General features: G+C 42.3%; 13 protein-coding genes. 1 reads left to right on the top strand and 12 read right to left on the bottom strand.

Translation table 11 applies throughout. The annotated features are described in order from the left end of the window. Nucleotides 1-26: 26 nt before the first annotated feature. A complete protein-coding gene (gene ptsP / locus BO225_RS05130; protein ID WP_076341199.1) occupies nt 27-1,733 on the bottom strand; it encodes a phosphoenolpyruvate--protein phosphotransferase in 1,707 nt (568 codons plus the stop codon). A gap of 177 nt (nt 1,734-1,910) precedes the next feature. On the opposite strand from ptsP, the gene BO225_RS05125 reads away from it, so the two are divergent. After that, complete coding sequence (locus BO225_RS05125) at nt 1,911-2,516, top strand: hypothetical protein (RefSeq protein ID WP_076341198.1); 606 nt, start codon at nt 1,911-1,913, stop codon at nt 2,514-2,516. A 335-nt stretch (nt 2,517-2,851) separates the two neighbouring features. Here BO225_RS05125 and BO225_RS05115 read toward each other — a convergent pair whose 3' ends face one another. From BO225_RS05115 to rpmG, 11 genes are all read right to left on the bottom strand, one after another. Beyond that, the gene (locus tag BO225_RS05115) at nt 2,852-3,484 is read right to left on the bottom strand and encodes an ECF transporter S component (RefSeq protein WP_076341196.1); all 633 of its coding nucleotides are present in this window, start codon (nt 3,482-3,484) and stop codon (nt 2,852-2,854) included. Between the two features lie 132 nt (nt 3,485-3,616). Beyond that, complete coding sequence (gene recQ / locus BO225_RS05110; RefSeq protein WP_158023789.1) at nt 3,617-5,446, bottom strand: DNA helicase RecQ; 1,830 nt, start codon at nt 5,444-5,446, stop codon at nt 3,617-3,619. Next, nucleotides 5,409-7,142: an ABC transporter ATP-binding protein gene (locus BO225_RS05105; RefSeq protein WP_076341195.1), complete on the bottom strand. Its 1,734-nt coding sequence runs from the start codon at nt 7,140-7,142 to the stop codon at nt 5,409-5,411. Before BO225_RS05105 ends, recQ begins: the two co-directional genes overlap by 38 nt. 69 nt (nt 7,143-7,211) lie before the next feature. Next, on the bottom strand, nt 7,212-9,284 hold the full coding sequence (gene fusA / locus BO225_RS05100; RefSeq protein WP_076341194.1) for an elongation factor G: 2,073 nt from the start codon (nt 9,282-9,284) through the stop codon (nt 7,212-7,214). A gap of 13 nt (nt 9,285-9,297) precedes the next feature. Beyond that, a complete protein-coding gene (locus BO225_RS05095; RefSeq protein ID WP_076341193.1) occupies nt 9,298-9,969 on the bottom strand; it encodes an ankyrin repeat domain-containing protein in 672 nt (223 codons plus the stop codon). A gap of 261 nt (nt 9,970-10,230) precedes the next feature. Further along, nucleotides 10,231-12,363: a ribonuclease R gene (gene rnr, locus BO225_RS05090; protein WP_076341192.1), complete on the bottom strand. Its 2,133-nt coding sequence runs from the start codon at nt 12,361-12,363 to the stop codon at nt 10,231-10,233. Nucleotides 12,364-12,409: 46 nt separating this feature from the next. Next, complete coding sequence (gene secG, locus BO225_RS05085) at nt 12,410-12,640, bottom strand: preprotein translocase subunit SecG (protein WP_076341236.1); 231 nt, start codon at nt 12,638-12,640, stop codon at nt 12,410-12,412. Nucleotides 12,641-12,687: 47 nt separating this feature from the next. Next, entirely contained in the window at nt 12,688-13,464 is a 777-nt protein-coding gene (locus tag BO225_RS05080; protein ID WP_076341191.1) for an HAD-IIA family hydrolase, read from the bottom strand. Further along, nucleotides 13,461-14,012, bottom strand: a complete 552-nt coding sequence (gene nusG / locus BO225_RS05075; protein WP_076341190.1) for a transcription termination/antitermination protein NusG — start codon at nt 14,010-14,012, stop codon at nt 13,461-13,463. Before nusG ends, BO225_RS05080 begins: the two co-directional genes overlap by 4 nt. A 101-nt stretch (nt 14,013-14,113) precedes the next feature. Further along, nucleotides 14,114-14,311, bottom strand: a complete 198-nt coding sequence (secE, locus tag BO225_RS05070) for a preprotein translocase subunit SecE (protein WP_076341189.1) — start codon at nt 14,309-14,311, stop codon at nt 14,114-14,116. Between the two features lie 12 nt (nt 14,312-14,323). Beyond that, entirely contained in the window at nt 14,324-14,473 is a 150-nt protein-coding gene (gene rpmG / locus BO225_RS05065; RefSeq protein WP_076341188.1) for a 50S ribosomal protein L33, read from the bottom strand. Between the last annotated feature and the right edge of the window lie 1,280 nt (nt 14,474-15,753).

Raw genomic sequence — 15,753 nt, 5'->3', positions numbered from 1 at the left:
GATCCCTCTTTTAATCTTTTTTGTGATTAGTCTTTGTCTACCGCGCTCTTGACGTAGTCAAGCACTTCAGCGGCAGAATCTAAATTCAAGCAATGCTCCGCAAGCTTTTGCATTTCTTCATAGCTGAGCGAAGTCACGACTTTGCGCGCCTTTAAGATCTGCGTAGCCGACATTGAGAATTCGTCGAGTCCTAAGCCAAGAAGGATAGGAACCGCATATGGCTCGCCTGCCATTGCGCCACACATGCCGACCCATTTGCCATTTTTATGAGCGCCTTTGATCGTCATATTGATCAAACGTAAGATCGAAGGATTGTATGGCTGATAGAGATACGCCACGTTTTCAGACATACGGTCTGCCGCCATCGAATACTGAATCAAATCGTTTGTTCCGATCGAGAAGAAGTCCGCGTATTTCGAGAATTCGTCCGCCAAAACGGCTGCGGCTGGGATCTCAACCATCATACCGACTTGAATATCGTCGGAAACAGCAACGCCTTCCGCGATCAAGTCTTCCTTGCATTGTTCAAAGATCGCTTTCGCTTGTCTGAATTCATCGATCGTCGCGATCATCGGGAACATGATGCAAAGTTTTCCATAAACGCTAGCGCGGCATAACGCGCGGAGCTGTGTTTTGAAGATATCTTGTTCTTTCAAGCAAAGACGGATCGCGCGATACCCTAAGAATGGGTTCATTTCTTCTGGGAACGTATAGTAAGAAAGCTTTTTGTCGCCGCCGATATCCAAAGTACGAACAACGACTTTCTTTCCTTTCATTCCTTCCAACACTTGTTTGTAGGCTTCGAATTGCTCTTCTTCCGTTGGGAAGTGGTCGTTATCCATATATAAGAACTCTGTTCTGAATAGACCAACGCCTTCTCCGCCATTGTTCAATACACCTTCCACATCTTTAAAGCCACCGATATTGCCGGCAAGCTCGACTTCGTGTCCATCCGTTGTGATCGATTTCGCGTTCACCAAGATCTTCAAGGCTTCTTTTTCTTCTTTATACGCTTTTGCTTTCGCTTCTAATCTTTCGATCGTTTCTTGATCCGGATTGACGAACACTTCGCCATCCAAAGCATCAAGCCCGATCATGTCACCTGTAGAAACAGCTTCCATGATTCCGCTGCATCCTACCACAGCGGGGATCTCGAGCGAGTTGGCCATGATCGCGGAGTGCGATGTTTTTCCACCGATCGCAGTCGCGAAGCCACGGACCCATTCGTTAAGCTGAGCCGTGTCGCTTGGTGTCAAATCATGCGCGACAATGATCGTTGGTTCATCGATCGCTGTAAGATCAGGAATTTGAAGACCGAGCAAATTGCATTTCAAACGGAATGTCACGTCTTTGATATCCGCTGCTCTTTCGCGGAAATAATCATTGTCCATCGCCTCGAACATTTCTATCATTTGATTCGCTACGATTTCCGCCGCGAATTCCGCGTTGACTTCGTCGTTCGTGATCATATTTTTAATCTGACTTGCGAATTCAGGATCTCCCGCCATCATTAAATGGGCGTCGAAGACAGCCAATTCTTCGTCGCTCAAACGTTTTGCAGCTCTTTCCTTAACGCCTTCGATGTCTTTGACAGTTTTTGCTAAAGCATCCTCGAATTTTTTGATTTCTTCTTCAGGATTCCCTGATTTTTTTTCGATGACAACTACAGGTGTTTCTAGTTTATACGCTTTTGCTACCGCTACGCCTGCACTTGCCGCAATCCCTTTTAGCATGTTTTTCCTCCTATAAATCAAGCGCTTTCATACGCTTACATTTAATTCAATTTTAGCACTGAATACAGGAATAGACAATGAAAAACAAGCATTCGATTCCAAAGCGAAAGCATGCGCTTTCATTTTTTCTATTTTAATCATCTTTGGAGTATAATATAAAAAAAGGGGGTATTGATCATGGAAACGTTAGATCCGCTCACGCTCTATATCCTAAAAACTAAGAAGGCGGAATATGGGCTTTATTTATATGAATTTGGACGCAGGGCAGAATTGTACAAACGAAAAAAGCGTTCGTTTTCAAAAATACGAACGATCGATATGAAAAAGAATTCCCTTCCCGTCTGCTCGCTTTGGATAGCGCTGCTCGAAGAACACTTAAATATGCCGATCCTATCTCTTGATGAAGCGAGTCAAAATGAAAAAGACCAATTTCAAAACTATATCGATGGAAGAGCGATCCGCCTCAAGCAAAATATCACATTTCTTGCTTGGATCTTATGTCTGCTTGGCTTAGGTCTTGGCTTTTTGTTGTTGCGTTATATTCCTTGGGCTTTCACGCACAATTATTGGGTTTCCGCTTTCATGGGTGGACTGATCTTCTTGTTTTTTCCAATCGTATTGTGCTTTAGTGGCTTTTTCTTGAGGAAAGCCCACCAGAAGCTGAAGAACTATTCAAGCCAGTCGATCTTATTCATGGCAAAAGGCGCAAAACAGCAATTCTTCTATACACTAGCAGAAGAATTGTTCGACATTGATCTAAACGACGATTTGTTTGATAAATAATTATGGAATCGATAAGTTCTCAAGGCAGACTCACGAAAAAAAAACAAAGTGTGACTGTCTTGAGAGCTTTTTTCATGAAAAAAAAGCAGAAATACAATGCAGACTTGAAATCTTTTTTGAATTGAATCGTGGGGACGTTTTATATTTCGCGATATTTCAGATCCTTCATCAATTCGGCAAAACAACTAAATGTTTTTTTATTTGGGGATTCGGTATCTCGTTTTGATTACATACATCATATAACAAATTAGATTTCTTCATTTTCTTTACTCCTTAGTCAAAGCAAAAAAAAGCTCCAAGTCCTATTTAACTTAGAGCTTAACTAAACAACGATATTATGCTTTCGCTTTCTCCGGTTGTTTTGAATACATCGGGATCGCTTTTGTGAGCGCCGCACTCACGACGCTTGCCAAAACAAGCTCCATCACGCCATTTGTGATCACCGTATATCCGAGCATCATGATCAAGGCGTTTTGAGCCACACCTAACGCGCTCGAATACTCGGAGCCAAAGAAGATCACGATCAAAGAGAGCACCATGATCGTATGCAGCAACGTCGCGATTCCTGCGGAAAGGCCAGCTGCCAATGAACAATTCATTTTCTTTTGGAAGAATTGGAACAAGAGTCCTGCGAAGACACCTAGAAATACGCGAGGTACGATCGCGATGATCAAAGAAGTCCAGCTTCCCGAGATCCCGCCAATCGTGACGAATGGCGAAAAAACAAAGCTCGTGATCGTTGGCTGCATCGTCGCGTTCCATACAGAAGACAATCCAAACAAAAGGCCGAGCAACGCTCCATATTTCGTTCCAAGAAAGATCGCCGCTAAGATCACAGGGATATGCAATAAGGTGGCGCTGAGCGGACCAATCCGCAAATAGCCTAGCGGCGTCATGAGCATCATAAGCTCAATGGCGATAAACAATGCGAACAATGTAAGCATTTTAACAGAATTAGATTTTTTCATGTTTCCTCCTACTCTCGCTCCCATGGATGCGATGTATAAAAAAATCGAGTACAGCCGAATCACGAATTCGTGTCATTTTTGATCACGATTCTTCAGCCTACCCGAATAGTATAGGAATGTTCCTTTAAAAAATCAATCCTTTGGTGCTTGAGAACGAAAGAATTGAACAAAATATCGACCAAATTTTTTATATTTCGCTTCCCCGACTCCATTGACCTTCAGCATCTGTTCTTTATTAAGTGGTTTTTTGAAAGCCAATTCTTTGAGTGTTCGATCTGGAAAGATCATATAGGGCGGGATCCTGAATTTTTTGGATAAGCGCATCCGCAACGCTTTCAATTGAAGAAATAGCGCATCTTCTTTCTCTTGCAAAACTTCTTCTTCTTTGAAGATCGGCATATACAAGGCGTCAGGTTCCTTTAAAAAATGATAGCCCGCATTTGAAAGCTTTAAAACAGGATAAGGCGCCTCCACGATTTCGATCAACCCTTCTTCCTGCAAAAAATAGAAAAGCGAGCGAATAAAATCTTGTGTCTTTTCTTTCAATGCGCCATAAGAAGGAAGCCGATCGAACTGATAACGGACGATCTTTTCTGCCTTCGAGCCTTTGAGCATCTGCATGATCAATTGAGACCCATATCTCTCTTTCGTCTCTAAGATCGCCTTTAAAAAAGAAGACGTCTCTTCTTTAACGTCTAGCATTTCATGCTCTTGCGTGCAATTCGAGCAATGATCGCACGAAGTAAGCGTCTGCTGTCCAAAATAATGTAGGATATACGCTCTTAAACAAGTCGAAGTCAAGGCGTAGCCTTTCATTTTCGCGAATCGAGCTTTTTCTTGTTCTTGTCGAGTTTGAATTTCCTGATCATCAAGAGATTCCGCATACTCTTGATGATCGATCAAAAACAAGATCGTCCGCTCATCTTTTGGGCTATAAAACAAAATACATTCGCTCTCTTCTCCATCTCGTCCTGCTCTTCCCGCCTCCTGATAGTAGTTTTCAAGAGAGGCAGGAATTGAATAATGGATCACTGTACGAACATTTGATTTATCGATCCCCATGCCAAAAGCGTTGGTCGCCACGATCCAAGGAATCTCATCGTATAAAAACGCTTCTTGATTTCCGCTTCTTTCCTCGCTGCTCAAGCCAGCATGATAGCGGGTCACTTTGATCCCTTTCGCATTCAAAGACTGGCAGATCGTCTCGACATCTTTTCGAGTCGTGCAATAGATGATCCCAGAAGAATCTTTCTTCGCTTCTACGATCTCAAACAAGCGCTGTTCTTTATTCTTTGGTCGTTCGATCGAAAAAAACAAATTCTTCCGATCATATCCTGTATTGATCGTTTGAACATTCTTCAAACCTAATAGTTCGATCATATCGGATTCCACTTTATGCGTGGCCGTCGCGGTAAACGCGCCGATCCTAGGCCGTTTAGGAAACGATTCGATAAAGGATTTGATCAATAAATAGGAAGGTCGAAAGTTTTGTCCCCATTGAGAAACGCAATGCGCCTCGTCGATCGCGATCAAACTCACTTCAATTTTAGAAAGCATCTTCAAAAACAAAGGATGATCCAATCGTTCTGGAGCGACATAAATGATCTTGTATTCTCCTTGCCCTGCCAGCTGGATCGCTTTTTTATATTGCGGAAAAGTCAGAGTCCCATTTAAATAGGCCGCCCGGATCCCAGAAGCGTTCAGCGCCTGCACTTGGTCTTTCATCAAAGAAATCAAAGGCGAAATGACGATCGTGACACCCGTAAACAGAAGCGAAGGAACTTGATAACAAATCGATTTTCCCGCGCCCGTTGGCATGATGGCCAATACGTCTTTTTTTTGCAGCAAGGCGTCGATCGCTTCTTCTTGCCCTTCCCGAAAGAAAGGATAGCCAAAATACGACTTCAAGATCTCGTATTTCATTTTATAAGCCTTCGAATTGGAGACGATCGTATTTGGCATAGATCCCGTTTTTGGCGAGCAGCTCTTCATGGGTGCCGCTTTCCTGGATCCCTTCGTCATCGATCACGACGATCGTATCCGCGTTTTTGATCGTTGATAAGCGATGCGCGATCGTGATACATGTTCTTCCTTTTGAAAGTTCGTCAAGCGCCTTCTGGATCACTCGCTCGCTCTCGTTGTCTAGGGCGCTTGTCGCCTCGTCTAAGATCAGGATCTTAGGATCTTTCAAAAAGATCCGCGCGATCGAGATCCTTTGTTTTTGTCCGCCCGAAAGTCGAACTCCTTTTTCTTGAACGGGTGTTTCATAGCCTAAAGGCAAAGAGCAAATAAAATCGTGGATGTTCGCGTTTTTTGCGGCCTGTACGATCTCTTCCATGCTCGCGCCTTCTTTTCCATACGCGATATTTTCTTTGATCGTTCCATTGAACAAATAAACATCTTGCTGAACGACACCAATTTGTTTTCTGAGCGATTCCAGCGTGTAGGCTTTCACATTGACTCCATCGATCTCCACTTCTCCGTGAGTCACATCATAAAAGCGTGGGATCAAAGAACAAAGCGTCGTCTTTCCTCCTCCGCTCGGGCCGACTAAGGCAAGCTTTGTCCCGGATGGAATATCGATATTGACATGATCTAATACGCATTTATCTTCTTCATAGGCGAAAGAAACATCTTTGAATGTGATATGTCCATTTGTGTTCTCGAGTGTTTTCGCGTTCGGCTCATTTTTGACATCAGGATCTTCATCCATGACTTCTTCAAATCGCTTAAATCCGGAAAATCCTTTTTGGAACATTTCTGTAAATTCGACAAGGACCTCTAAAGGAGCGACAAAGACATTGACATATAATGCGAATGTAGCTAGATCAAAAGGCGAAAGCTTTCCTTTAGCGATCAAAAAGCCGCCAACTACGACGATCGTCACATACAATAAGCCTTGAAACAAATTCGTTCCCCCGTAATAGAAGCCCATCATTTCATAGTTGTCCTGTTTGCTTTTGAGATAACGAGCGTTGGAATGGGCGAATTTGTCTTTTTCGAGTGGCTCGTTCGCAAACGATTTCACGACTCGGGCTCCTTCTAAAGAATCTTGTAGGCTCGCGTTGATCTCGCCGATCTTTTTGCGATTGTCCATAAAGATACGTTTCATCTTCGTGTTTTGCGAATAGGAAAACAGAAGCATCAACACGGTGACAAGCAAGAGCGCGATGCTCAATATCCCATTCAAATAAAACATGATCGCGAAGCTTCCAATGATCTTGATCAAGGAGATAAATAGATTTTCCGGTCCATGATGCGCGAACTCGCAAATATCGAATAAGTCGTTCGTGACCCTCGACATCATGATCCCGGTATTGTGTTTATCGTAATAGGTAAAGGATAAACGCTGGAATTGATCAAAGAGATCTTCCCGCATATCGCTTTCCATATAGGCACCCATGATATGCCCTTGCGCGGAGACATAATAGCGGCAAAGACTACGTATGGTATAAATCACGAGCAAACCAAGCGCGATCCACGGAAGTGCGGCTTGAATGATCTTGGCACCCCGCAAAAAGAAATCATTAGATAGATAATCTAAAATCAGAGGAAACAAAATATCGATGACAGAGATCATCAAAGCGCAAAACAAATCGAGATAAAAAATCTTGCGATACGGTTTATAGTACGATAAAAAATGTTGAAAAGTTCTCATGATCCACCTCGATATTCCATTATAACGTAAAAAACGAGAAATCTGTTTTGGATTTCTCGTTAATTTGATTTATTTTTGCTGCGCTTGTTCGATGATCCGTTTCGCGATGGAATCAGGAACTGGATCATAACGGTCCATTTCGATCGTATACGTTCCTAAGCCTTGCGTCATGCTTCTTAGTTCGACAGAATAACGAGCCATTTCTCCCATCGGAACTTGCGCTTCGATGATCTGATCGTTTTCATCCGGTGTCATTCCCATGATCGCGCCTCTACGCTTATTGAGATCGCCAATGATCGTTCCCGTATATTCATCCGGAACCCGGATCGTTACGTTCATGATCGGTTCAAGCAGGATCGGATGGCACTTGTTCATCGCATCTTTAAAAGCTAAGCGGGCGGCTAGCTTGAAAGCCATTTCGGAAGAGTCTACATCGTGGTATTTACCATCGAGCAGGGTGGTCTTGACATTCACCATTTTATAGTTGGCCAAAGTTCCTTCACTCGTGCTTTCTCTTAATCCGGTCTCGACAGCTGGGAAGTATTGTTTAGGAACCGCTCCTCCAAATACTTTTTCGTGGAATTCCATTTCTTCCACATCCGGATTTGGCGCGAATTCTACAAAGACATGACCGAATTGACCGTGTCCGCCGGATTGTTTTTTATGACGTCCTTCTCCAACGGCTGTTTTCGTGATCGTTTCGCGGTATGTGATCTTAGGATCGGCTAGCGTGACATCCGCTTTGAATTTATTTTTCAGCTTATTGACGATCACATCAAGATGCTGATCCCCGATGCCATACATGATCGTTTCTTTGGTTTCCTTATTATTGACGACCTTGAAGGTTGGATCCTCTTCCTGCAAACGATTGAGCCCATTGCTCAATTTATCTTCGTCGTTCTTCGTTTTCGGGAATACGGCTTGGCCATAGAGCGGCTCGGTAAAGACGATCGGATCGGCTGAAAGCAGCTTTCCTTTTTCGCAAAGCGTATCGTTCGTCGATGTGTTCTGCAGTTTTGTCAAAGCGCCGATATCGCCTGTAAACAGCTTTCCTACCGCTGTTTGATGCTTGCCTTTGATAATAAAGATCTGCGAGATCTTTTCTGGTTTGCCATTGTTTCCATTGACCACGTTCGAATCCGAGGCGAGTGTTCCGCTCAACACTTTGATATAGGAGATGCGTCCAACGAACGGGTCAACGATCGTTTTGAACACTTGGGCGGTCAAAACTTCTTGTTCTGTAGTTAGAAGCTCGACTTTGACTCCATTTGGCGTCGTCGCGGTATAAACTCCTTTTTCCGAGTATGTCGGGAAATAAGAGACGATCAGATCCATTAAGCGGCCAATCCCACGTGATTCGATCGCTGAACCAGAAAAGACAGGAATGATCTCGCCGTTACGGACCCCGATCCGAACCCCTTTTGTCAATTCGGCATCTGTGAATTCTTCCCCTGAGAAGAATTTTTCCATCAACTCGTCATCACCCATCGCGACCGCTTCGGCGATCTGGTCTTTATACATTGAAACTTCATCCATCATTTCTTCCGGGATCGGCTGAGCGATCGAATCCGATGCTTTTGGTCCGTGATGATACCAAGCTTTATTGCGGAGGATATTGACGGTGCCGACATATTCGCCGTTTTCAATGATCGGAACTTCAAAAGGGATGACGCTTTTTCCAAATGTTTCGTGAAGCTGCGTATACGCTTTTTCAAAGGATGTATGTTCTTCATCGAGCTTGTTGATGAAGAAGATCGTCGGCTTCTTTTGGCTTTGCGCTTCTTTGAATGCCATTTTTGTTCCAGCCTGCAGCGGATCTTTGGCGTCGACAACGATCAATACATTGTCGCCTACCGAATTCCCGGCTTCTTTTTCCCCGATAAAATCAAGATAGCCTGGCGTGTCGATAAAGTTGATCTTGCAGTCGTCCCATTCGATTGGAACGATCGATGTATAGACAGAAAGTCCACGACGGATCTCTTCGGCGTCGAAATCGATCAAAGAGCTTCCTTCGCTCGTCTTTCCAAAACGGTCTGTCGCATCCGTGTAATACAGCATCGCTTCTAGAACCGAAGTTTTTCCTGTTCCGCTATGTCCTACGACGCTGACGTTTCTTACTTCAGAACTCAAATAGTCTTTCATGCTTCTTTCCTCCTTATTTCAAGAGCGGCTCTAATTGAGCTCTGCAATGTTCTCTTACATAATTTAAAGCCACATTTCCTTGCTTGTCTTCCATATCTTTATCGGCTCCAAAGGCTAAAAGCTTTTCGATCAAAGAAGGATAGCCGCCATACGCGGCACGCATCAATGCGGTGCAGCCATTGTTGTCGAATAAATTCACATCCGCGTTTCTTTCCAAAAGAAGAGCAATCGTATCGCGTTTGAAGGCGATGCATGCTTCCATCAGCGCCGAGCGGCCTGCTTCATCTTGTTCATTGATATTCGCTCCAGCATCCAATAATGTTTGAACACAACGATCTTGCCCTAATAAAGCAGCACGCATCAGCGCGGTTCTTCCATTGTCGTCTTTTGCGTTGACATCGGCTCCTGCGTCGATCAGCGCTTTACAGATCGTCTTGTTTCCTTTTTTTGCGGCAGCCATCAGCGCGGTCTTTCCTTTATTATCTGTTAGGTTGACATCGGCTCCATTGTCGATCAAGACTTGGACTACATCTTTACGGTCGCGTTTCGCCGCGCGCATCAAAGCAGAACGTCCATCTCCATTTTGATAATTCACATCGGCTCCTGTTTTTATTTGGGCGCACACCATAGGGAAATCGCCATTGGCACATGCATCCCAAAATACTTTGTTGAAATTTTGATCCATTGTTTTTATTTCCTCCCGTTTTTATGATCAGAAACAGAAAAACTGGAACGATCCAATGACATTCCAGTTATTTCCTCATAAAAAGAGGTCGATATCCATGATCAAGTACAGTTTTTCCAGCATTGTATTTAGTCATTTCGACCACCTCTTTTCTTCTTGAACCCATTGTAATCGCTTTCAGTGAAGAAGCCAAATCAATACCCAACTATGCCAAATTCTATACCAAATCGGTCAAAACAAAAAAACCGGAATCGTTCCGGTTTAGTTGACTGCTTTTGATTTCCGATCTTTTTCTTTTGGAAACTGCAATGGTTCTTTCGCTTTTCGAGTGCTGTTTTGAAGGATTCCAAATGTCACTTGTCCTTTTGGAACATCGACATCTGTGCAGATCACATCGATCGTATCGCCGATCTGGAATTTCTTGCCGTTTGTTTCTCCAACAAGGGACATCGTTCCTTCATCGTACTTATAGTAGTCGTCCATGAGTGTATGCAGTGGCACGAGTCCTTCGATCGTGTTGTCGAGTTCGACAAAGAAGCCAAAATTCATGACGCTGATGATCGTGCCCTTAAATTGTTCGCCGACACGCTTTTCCATGTATTGCGCCATTTTATAGTCATTGACAAATCGTTCCGCATTGATCGCGTCCCGTTCTTTTTCTGAGATATGGACCGCTTGTTTTTGGGTCTTCAACCGATCTTTTTCAAGAACTTTTTTGCTTTGCTCGTGATCGAATGCGTAGCGTCGAAGCATCCGATGCACGATCAGATCGGAATATCTTCGAATTGGCGAAGTGAAGTGACAATACTCGTCGAGCGATAAGCCGAAGTGACCGATATTTTTTGCGTCGTAGCGCGCTTTCGCCATCGAACGAAGCGCGACAAGCGATAAGACATCACGAACGCTTTGGTCATCGATCGTGCTTAAGAAATGCTCGATCTCTTTAGCGTTGACATGGCTTAGATCGGCTTCAAATGGAACATGAAAGATCTTGGCCATTTGAGAGAGTGATTCCACTTTTTCCGGATCTGGATTTTCGTGGACCCGATATACGCCTGGATACTTTTGAGAATTTAGGAAGTTGGCAACACAAACGTTGGCTAGGATCATCGCTTCTTCGATCATTTGTTCCGCAAAGCCTCGTTCTTTCACAAAAATATCGACTGGTTTTCCTTTTTTATTCAAGACGATCTTTGGCTCTTTGGTCGCAAAATTGATCGCGCCGCGTTTGTCGGTCTGCGCTTTTAGCTTTTTAGCTAGTTCTTCAAAAAGCTGAAGCATTGGTACGGCTTCGCCATATTCTTTGATCGTTTCTTCGTCGCCATCTAAAACGGCGTTGACTTTGGCATATGTGCAGCGTTTGTCGGAGTGAATGATCGATGGTGTGATCGTATAATCTGTGACCACACCTTCTTTGTTGATGTCCATCGCGCAAGTGAGCGTTAAGCGATCGACATCTGGATTCAATGAGCAGATCCCATTCGACAATTCGAAAGGAAGCATCGGTACGCATCGATCCACGACATACACGCTCGTTCCTCTTTTATACGCTTCTTGATCAAGGGGTGCGTTTTCTTTCACGTAATTTGATACATCCGCGATATGGACGTATAGACGATATCCATCTTTTGTGCGCTCGATCGAGATCGCGTCGTCAAAGTCTTTCGAATCGTCTCCATCGATCGTGACCGTATACAGATCCCGATAATCTGTCCTTCCTTCTAAATCGGATTTTTGTACCGTGGATGGCACGTTTTCTACTTCTTGAATGACTTCGTCAGGGAATTCTTGACGAATGTTGTTTTCATAAAGAATGGCAGTGACATCGACGCCCGCTTGGTTGGCTGGACCGATCAAACGAACGATCTTAACTTCAAGAGGTCGTCCGTATTTTACGATCTGCACGACCGCTTTGACATTATTGGAAAGCGAAAACTCTTTTTGGTTGACTACTTTAAATGTCGTATGCAAGTCGACATCGGAACGGAAACGCCATCCCTCTTTATCTTTGAAGAATGTTCCAGTGATATTTTCGATACCGCGTTTAAAGACATGGACGATCTCGTTTCCTTTTTTCGATTTCTTGACCAATACTTCATCTTTATCGAAGGCGTCGTTCGCATTTTTCTTTTCTACATAGATCTTTCCGTCTGGATTGATGATCGCGAGTTCAAATTTAGAAACGTCTTTGACTCGGCCGATAAAATAGTTTTCGGAGTCGATGTAATAATACTGGTGATGATCTGTATATATTTCTTTCAGCTCGATCAATTCATTGAGTTCGTTCATCATATTTCGAATATCTTCGCTTGAAGTGAGCTTGAGTTTTTCTTGGATCTCCTTCAATGTGATCGGACTGTCTTTTTTCAATAGTTCTATGAGTTCTTGATGCATAATTTACCTCCTGATACAGAAAAAAAGGCCTTTCGGCCTTTTTGAATTAAACGATTTGTAGCGCGATGACCAAAGCGAAAAATAAGATTCCGCATACTAAAGTCATGCGACTGATCACTTTTTCTGGTCCACGCTCTTTCGTTACCGCGAATAGGTTCAGATCGCCGCTTCCCGTGAAAGCGGCTGAAAGACCATCGGATTTACCGCCTTGCAGCAACGTAAGGATAATAATAATTCCAGATAAGACCATTAATACTATATTTAGGGTTTGTTCCATTTTCATTCACTCTTTCTAATAACTTTCTTATTATAGCAACTTCATGCTTATTTTTCGAGCCATTCGAATCGAAATTCCGAAAGATCCGAGATCACATGATCGGGCTCGATGCCTAAAGAAGCGATGTCTTCCCTTTTATGAACACCACTTTCGACAAACACGGTTTCTACACCGTTATTATAGCCTAAAGATATATCGGTTTCCAAATTGTCGCCCACAAGAATCACGTCCTCTTTTGTAAGGCCATTGGCTTCTAAGCATAATTCAAGGATAGGGGCATGTGGTTTGGCGATCTTCGGACTTTCTTGCTTGGAAGCGTACTCGAACATCGCGACGATCGAGCCATTTCCAATCTCAAAACCATCCGGTTTGGCCAAGATCCGATCTTGGTTGGTGCCAATCAGCTTCGCGCCATGGAGCAAATGCGCCAACCCTTTTGAATAATCATGATAATTCATTTCTTTGTTCAAACCGACAAACACAAAATCCGGGATTTTGTCTGTGATCGTGAACCCAGACTCTTCCAATGCTTCTTTCATTCCATTGGCTCCGATGTAGTAGGCTTTTCGTTGTTTAAAATGTTTTGCCGCGTATTGAGCGCTGGCCATAGCGGAGTTATAAAATTGCTGGGGCTTGATATGCTCATAGCCCATCTTTTCCATATGGAGCGCGTTTTCTTGACGGGTCCGCATGGAATTGTTCGTTAAAAATAGATAAGGGACGCCTTTTTCAACACATTGGTCGATCAAGGCTTTCGCACTTTCAATGATCTGCGTGCCGCGATACATCGTGCCATCTAGATCTAAAAGCAGCGTTTTCATCATTCTTCTACTTTCTTTAGATCAGCATACGGGATGTCGGTTGGCGTTTCGCGGTTCGCGAACAGGACCATGACAGTCGCCTCTTGTTTTTCATCGTTCATCGCGGTGACTTCTCCTTCGGAATCTTCAAATCCGCCGCGTAAGATCTTCACGATATCGCCGACTTTGAAATCCACTTCGTGTTTTTGTTCGCTCTTGCCTAAGCGGCGGAATACAGATTCGATTTCTTCTTGCGAAATCGGGAATGGTTTGGCGCCTTTTCCGCTCGATCCGATAAATCCAGTCACACCTGGCGTATTCCGAACGACATACCATGCTTCGTCTGTCATCTTCATTTGTACTAGCACATACCCGGAAAACAAGTTATGTGTCTTTTCGACTTTTTTATCGTTTTTATATTCTGTGACCGTTTCTTCCGCTACGACGACATCGAACAAGGAATCTTCCAATCCCATCGTTTGAATACGGCGTTCGAGGTTTTCTTTTACTCGGTTTTCTTGTCCTGCGTAAGTATTCACTACGTACCAAAGCTTTTCTGCATCTTGACTCATCGTACTAATCTCCTTCTATCACTATACTCTGATTCTTCTTCGATTTTATCATATATGGACTTCAAAAAAAAAGGAACCGGCTTGTTGGTTCCTCGTTTTGGCTAAAGTCCTACGATCCAGCTGATGAATTTCGAGCAGATCACTTCGCAAAGGAAGAAATACAATCCGAACAGGACCGTAAATGAAATCACAAGTCCGCTTGTCTTCATCAATTCCGGAAAGGTCGGCCATTGCACTTGTTTCAATTCCGCAAAGACGCCTTTTGGGGAGAACATCCAATCTTTTTTTGTTTTACTCATTTTCAAATTCCTCTATTTAGTTTCTTTATGCAACGTATGTTTACCGCATTTTGGACAAAATTTACGCATTTCCAAACGCTGTCCATTGACTTTCTTGTTTTTTGTCGTGGAATAATTTCGCGAGAAGCATTCTGAACAAACTAATGTGACTTTATCTGCCATTTCAATCACGCTCCTTCATTCAAATAATATACTATTCCCTATTCGCGTTTGTCAATTGTTAAGATACCAATTTTTGAAGTGCTTCGAGCTCGAATGTGAGTCTAGTTCTTCCTGATTAAATCATAAATAAAAAATAGCGTATATAGAATACAACTTAGATAGGAAAGGTATAAATAGCTGTTTTTTGAAATTTTTTCTTCTCTTGCGATATTGATCAAACAGAAAAAAACGATCAAAAACAAACTAAATTGATAATAGTTCGCTTGTTGGCTTCTTTCGAACTTCAATAGAAAAGCTATAATTCTCAAGCTATTGGAAAGGTGCTTCTATCATTGAGTAGAATAGTCAATTCGTACAGGAGTTTGAGATATTTTCTTGAATTCCCTGATCTTTAACCTGTTATTAAAACGAAGGCATGAATCTTCACTCGTTTTTCTTTGGTCCAGTCAATAAGCAATTAAAGATATAAAAACTATGGAAAAGATTAAAAGAAACCTCTTATTTTTAGAAAATGTAAGCATAGATCAAACCTCTCGGATCATTCAGTATAGATTATACTATTTGTCTGATTTCATCCGCGATTTTCCGATCATTGATATATTGATCAGTGCTAAGCTTTGTCTTTTCTTTCGAAACATAGATTTCAAGAATTGTTTCGTCTTTGAGAACAACTTTTATTCACTGGATTTCACCGTTTCTTTGTAGCGTTCATAAGATAATAATAAATATGGCATATATAATACAAACTAGATAAGAAAGATATAAATAACTGTTTTTTGAAATTGTTTTTTCTCTTGCGATGTTGATCAAACAGGAATAAACGATCAAAAATAAACTAAATTGAAAATAGCTGATTTGCAGATTTCTTTCGAATTTTAATAGGATAGCTATCCCCGCAGCAATCAGACTTACGAAACTTAGATATCTTAACAGTATAGGAATTATATTTTTTTTCATGATCTTTTCAATTCTCATTTCTTTAATTAATATGATATTTGATGAATTATGCGTTATTTTTAATTATTTCTTATCCAAAAGGCAGAATTTGCTTTAAATAAAATGAAATTCTGCCTTTTAAATCATTCTTGCTTATAGAGAGTATAGTTGATTATCTATACATAAAAATCTGTTTGACGAACTACTGTGTAATAACTATATAGATTATCCTAAATAATCCGCCTTTGCTCAAATGACTTGTTCAAATCATTTAACACTTAAACAATAAAGCGTTTCAATAATAAAGATAGATAGAAAGAAGTGTATCTCTATGAATCCAGCTT

Source organism: Dubosiella newyorkensis (assembly GCF_001945605.1).
In the GTDB taxonomy this organism is placed as follows: Bacteria; Bacillota_I; Bacilli_A; order Erysipelotrichales; family Erysipelotrichaceae; genus Dubosiella; species Dubosiella newyorkensis.
This window is presented reverse-complemented; position numbering and strand designations above follow the sequence as displayed.

Excerpts from the sequence above, each read along its gene's own strand:
- BO225_RS05115 (WP_076341196.1), bottom strand. The coding sequence starts at position 3,484 with ATGAAAAAATCTAATTCTGTTAAAATGCTTACATTGTTCGCATTGTTT.
- secG (WP_076341236.1), bottom strand. The coding sequence starts at position 12,640 with ATGGAACAAACCCTAAATATAGTATTAATGGTCTTATCTGGAATTATT.
- BO225_RS05105 (WP_076341195.1), bottom strand. The coding sequence starts at position 7,142 with ATGAGAACTTTTCAACATTTTTTATCGTACTATAAACCGTATCGCAAG.
- secE (WP_076341189.1), bottom strand. The coding sequence starts at position 14,311 with ATGAGTAAAACAAAAAAAGATTGGATGTTCTCCCCAAAAGGCGTCTTT.
- fusA (WP_076341194.1), bottom strand. The coding sequence starts at position 9,284 with ATGAAAGACTATTTGAGTTCTGAAGTAAGAAACGTCAGCGTCGTAGGA.
- BO225_RS05095 (WP_076341193.1), bottom strand. The coding sequence starts at position 9,969 with ATGGATCAAAATTTCAACAAAGTATTTTGGGATGCATGTGCCAATGGC.
- ptsP (WP_076341199.1), bottom strand. The coding sequence starts at position 1,733 with ATGCTAAAAGGGATTGCGGCAAGTGCAGGCGTAGCGGTAGCAAAAGCG.
- BO225_RS05125 (WP_076341198.1), top strand. The coding sequence starts at position 1,911 with ATGGAAACGTTAGATCCGCTCACGCTCTATATCCTAAAAACTAAGAAG.
- BO225_RS05080 (WP_076341191.1), bottom strand. The coding sequence starts at position 13,464 with ATGATGAAAACGCTGCTTTTAGATCTAGATGGCACGATGTATCGCGGC.
- nusG (WP_076341190.1), bottom strand. The coding sequence starts at position 14,012 with ATGAGTCAAGATGCAGAAAAGCTTTGGTACGTAGTGAATACTTACGCA.
- recQ (WP_158023789.1), bottom strand. The coding sequence starts at position 5,446 with ATGCCAAATACGATCGTCTCCAATTCGAAGGCTTATAAAATGAAATAC.
- rpmG (WP_076341188.1), bottom strand. The coding sequence starts at position 14,473 with ATGGCAGATAAAGTCACATTAGTTTGTTCAGAATGCTTCTCGCGAAAT.
- rnr (WP_076341192.1), bottom strand. The coding sequence starts at position 12,363 with ATGCATCAAGAACTCATAGAACTATTGAAAAAAGACAGTCCGATCACA.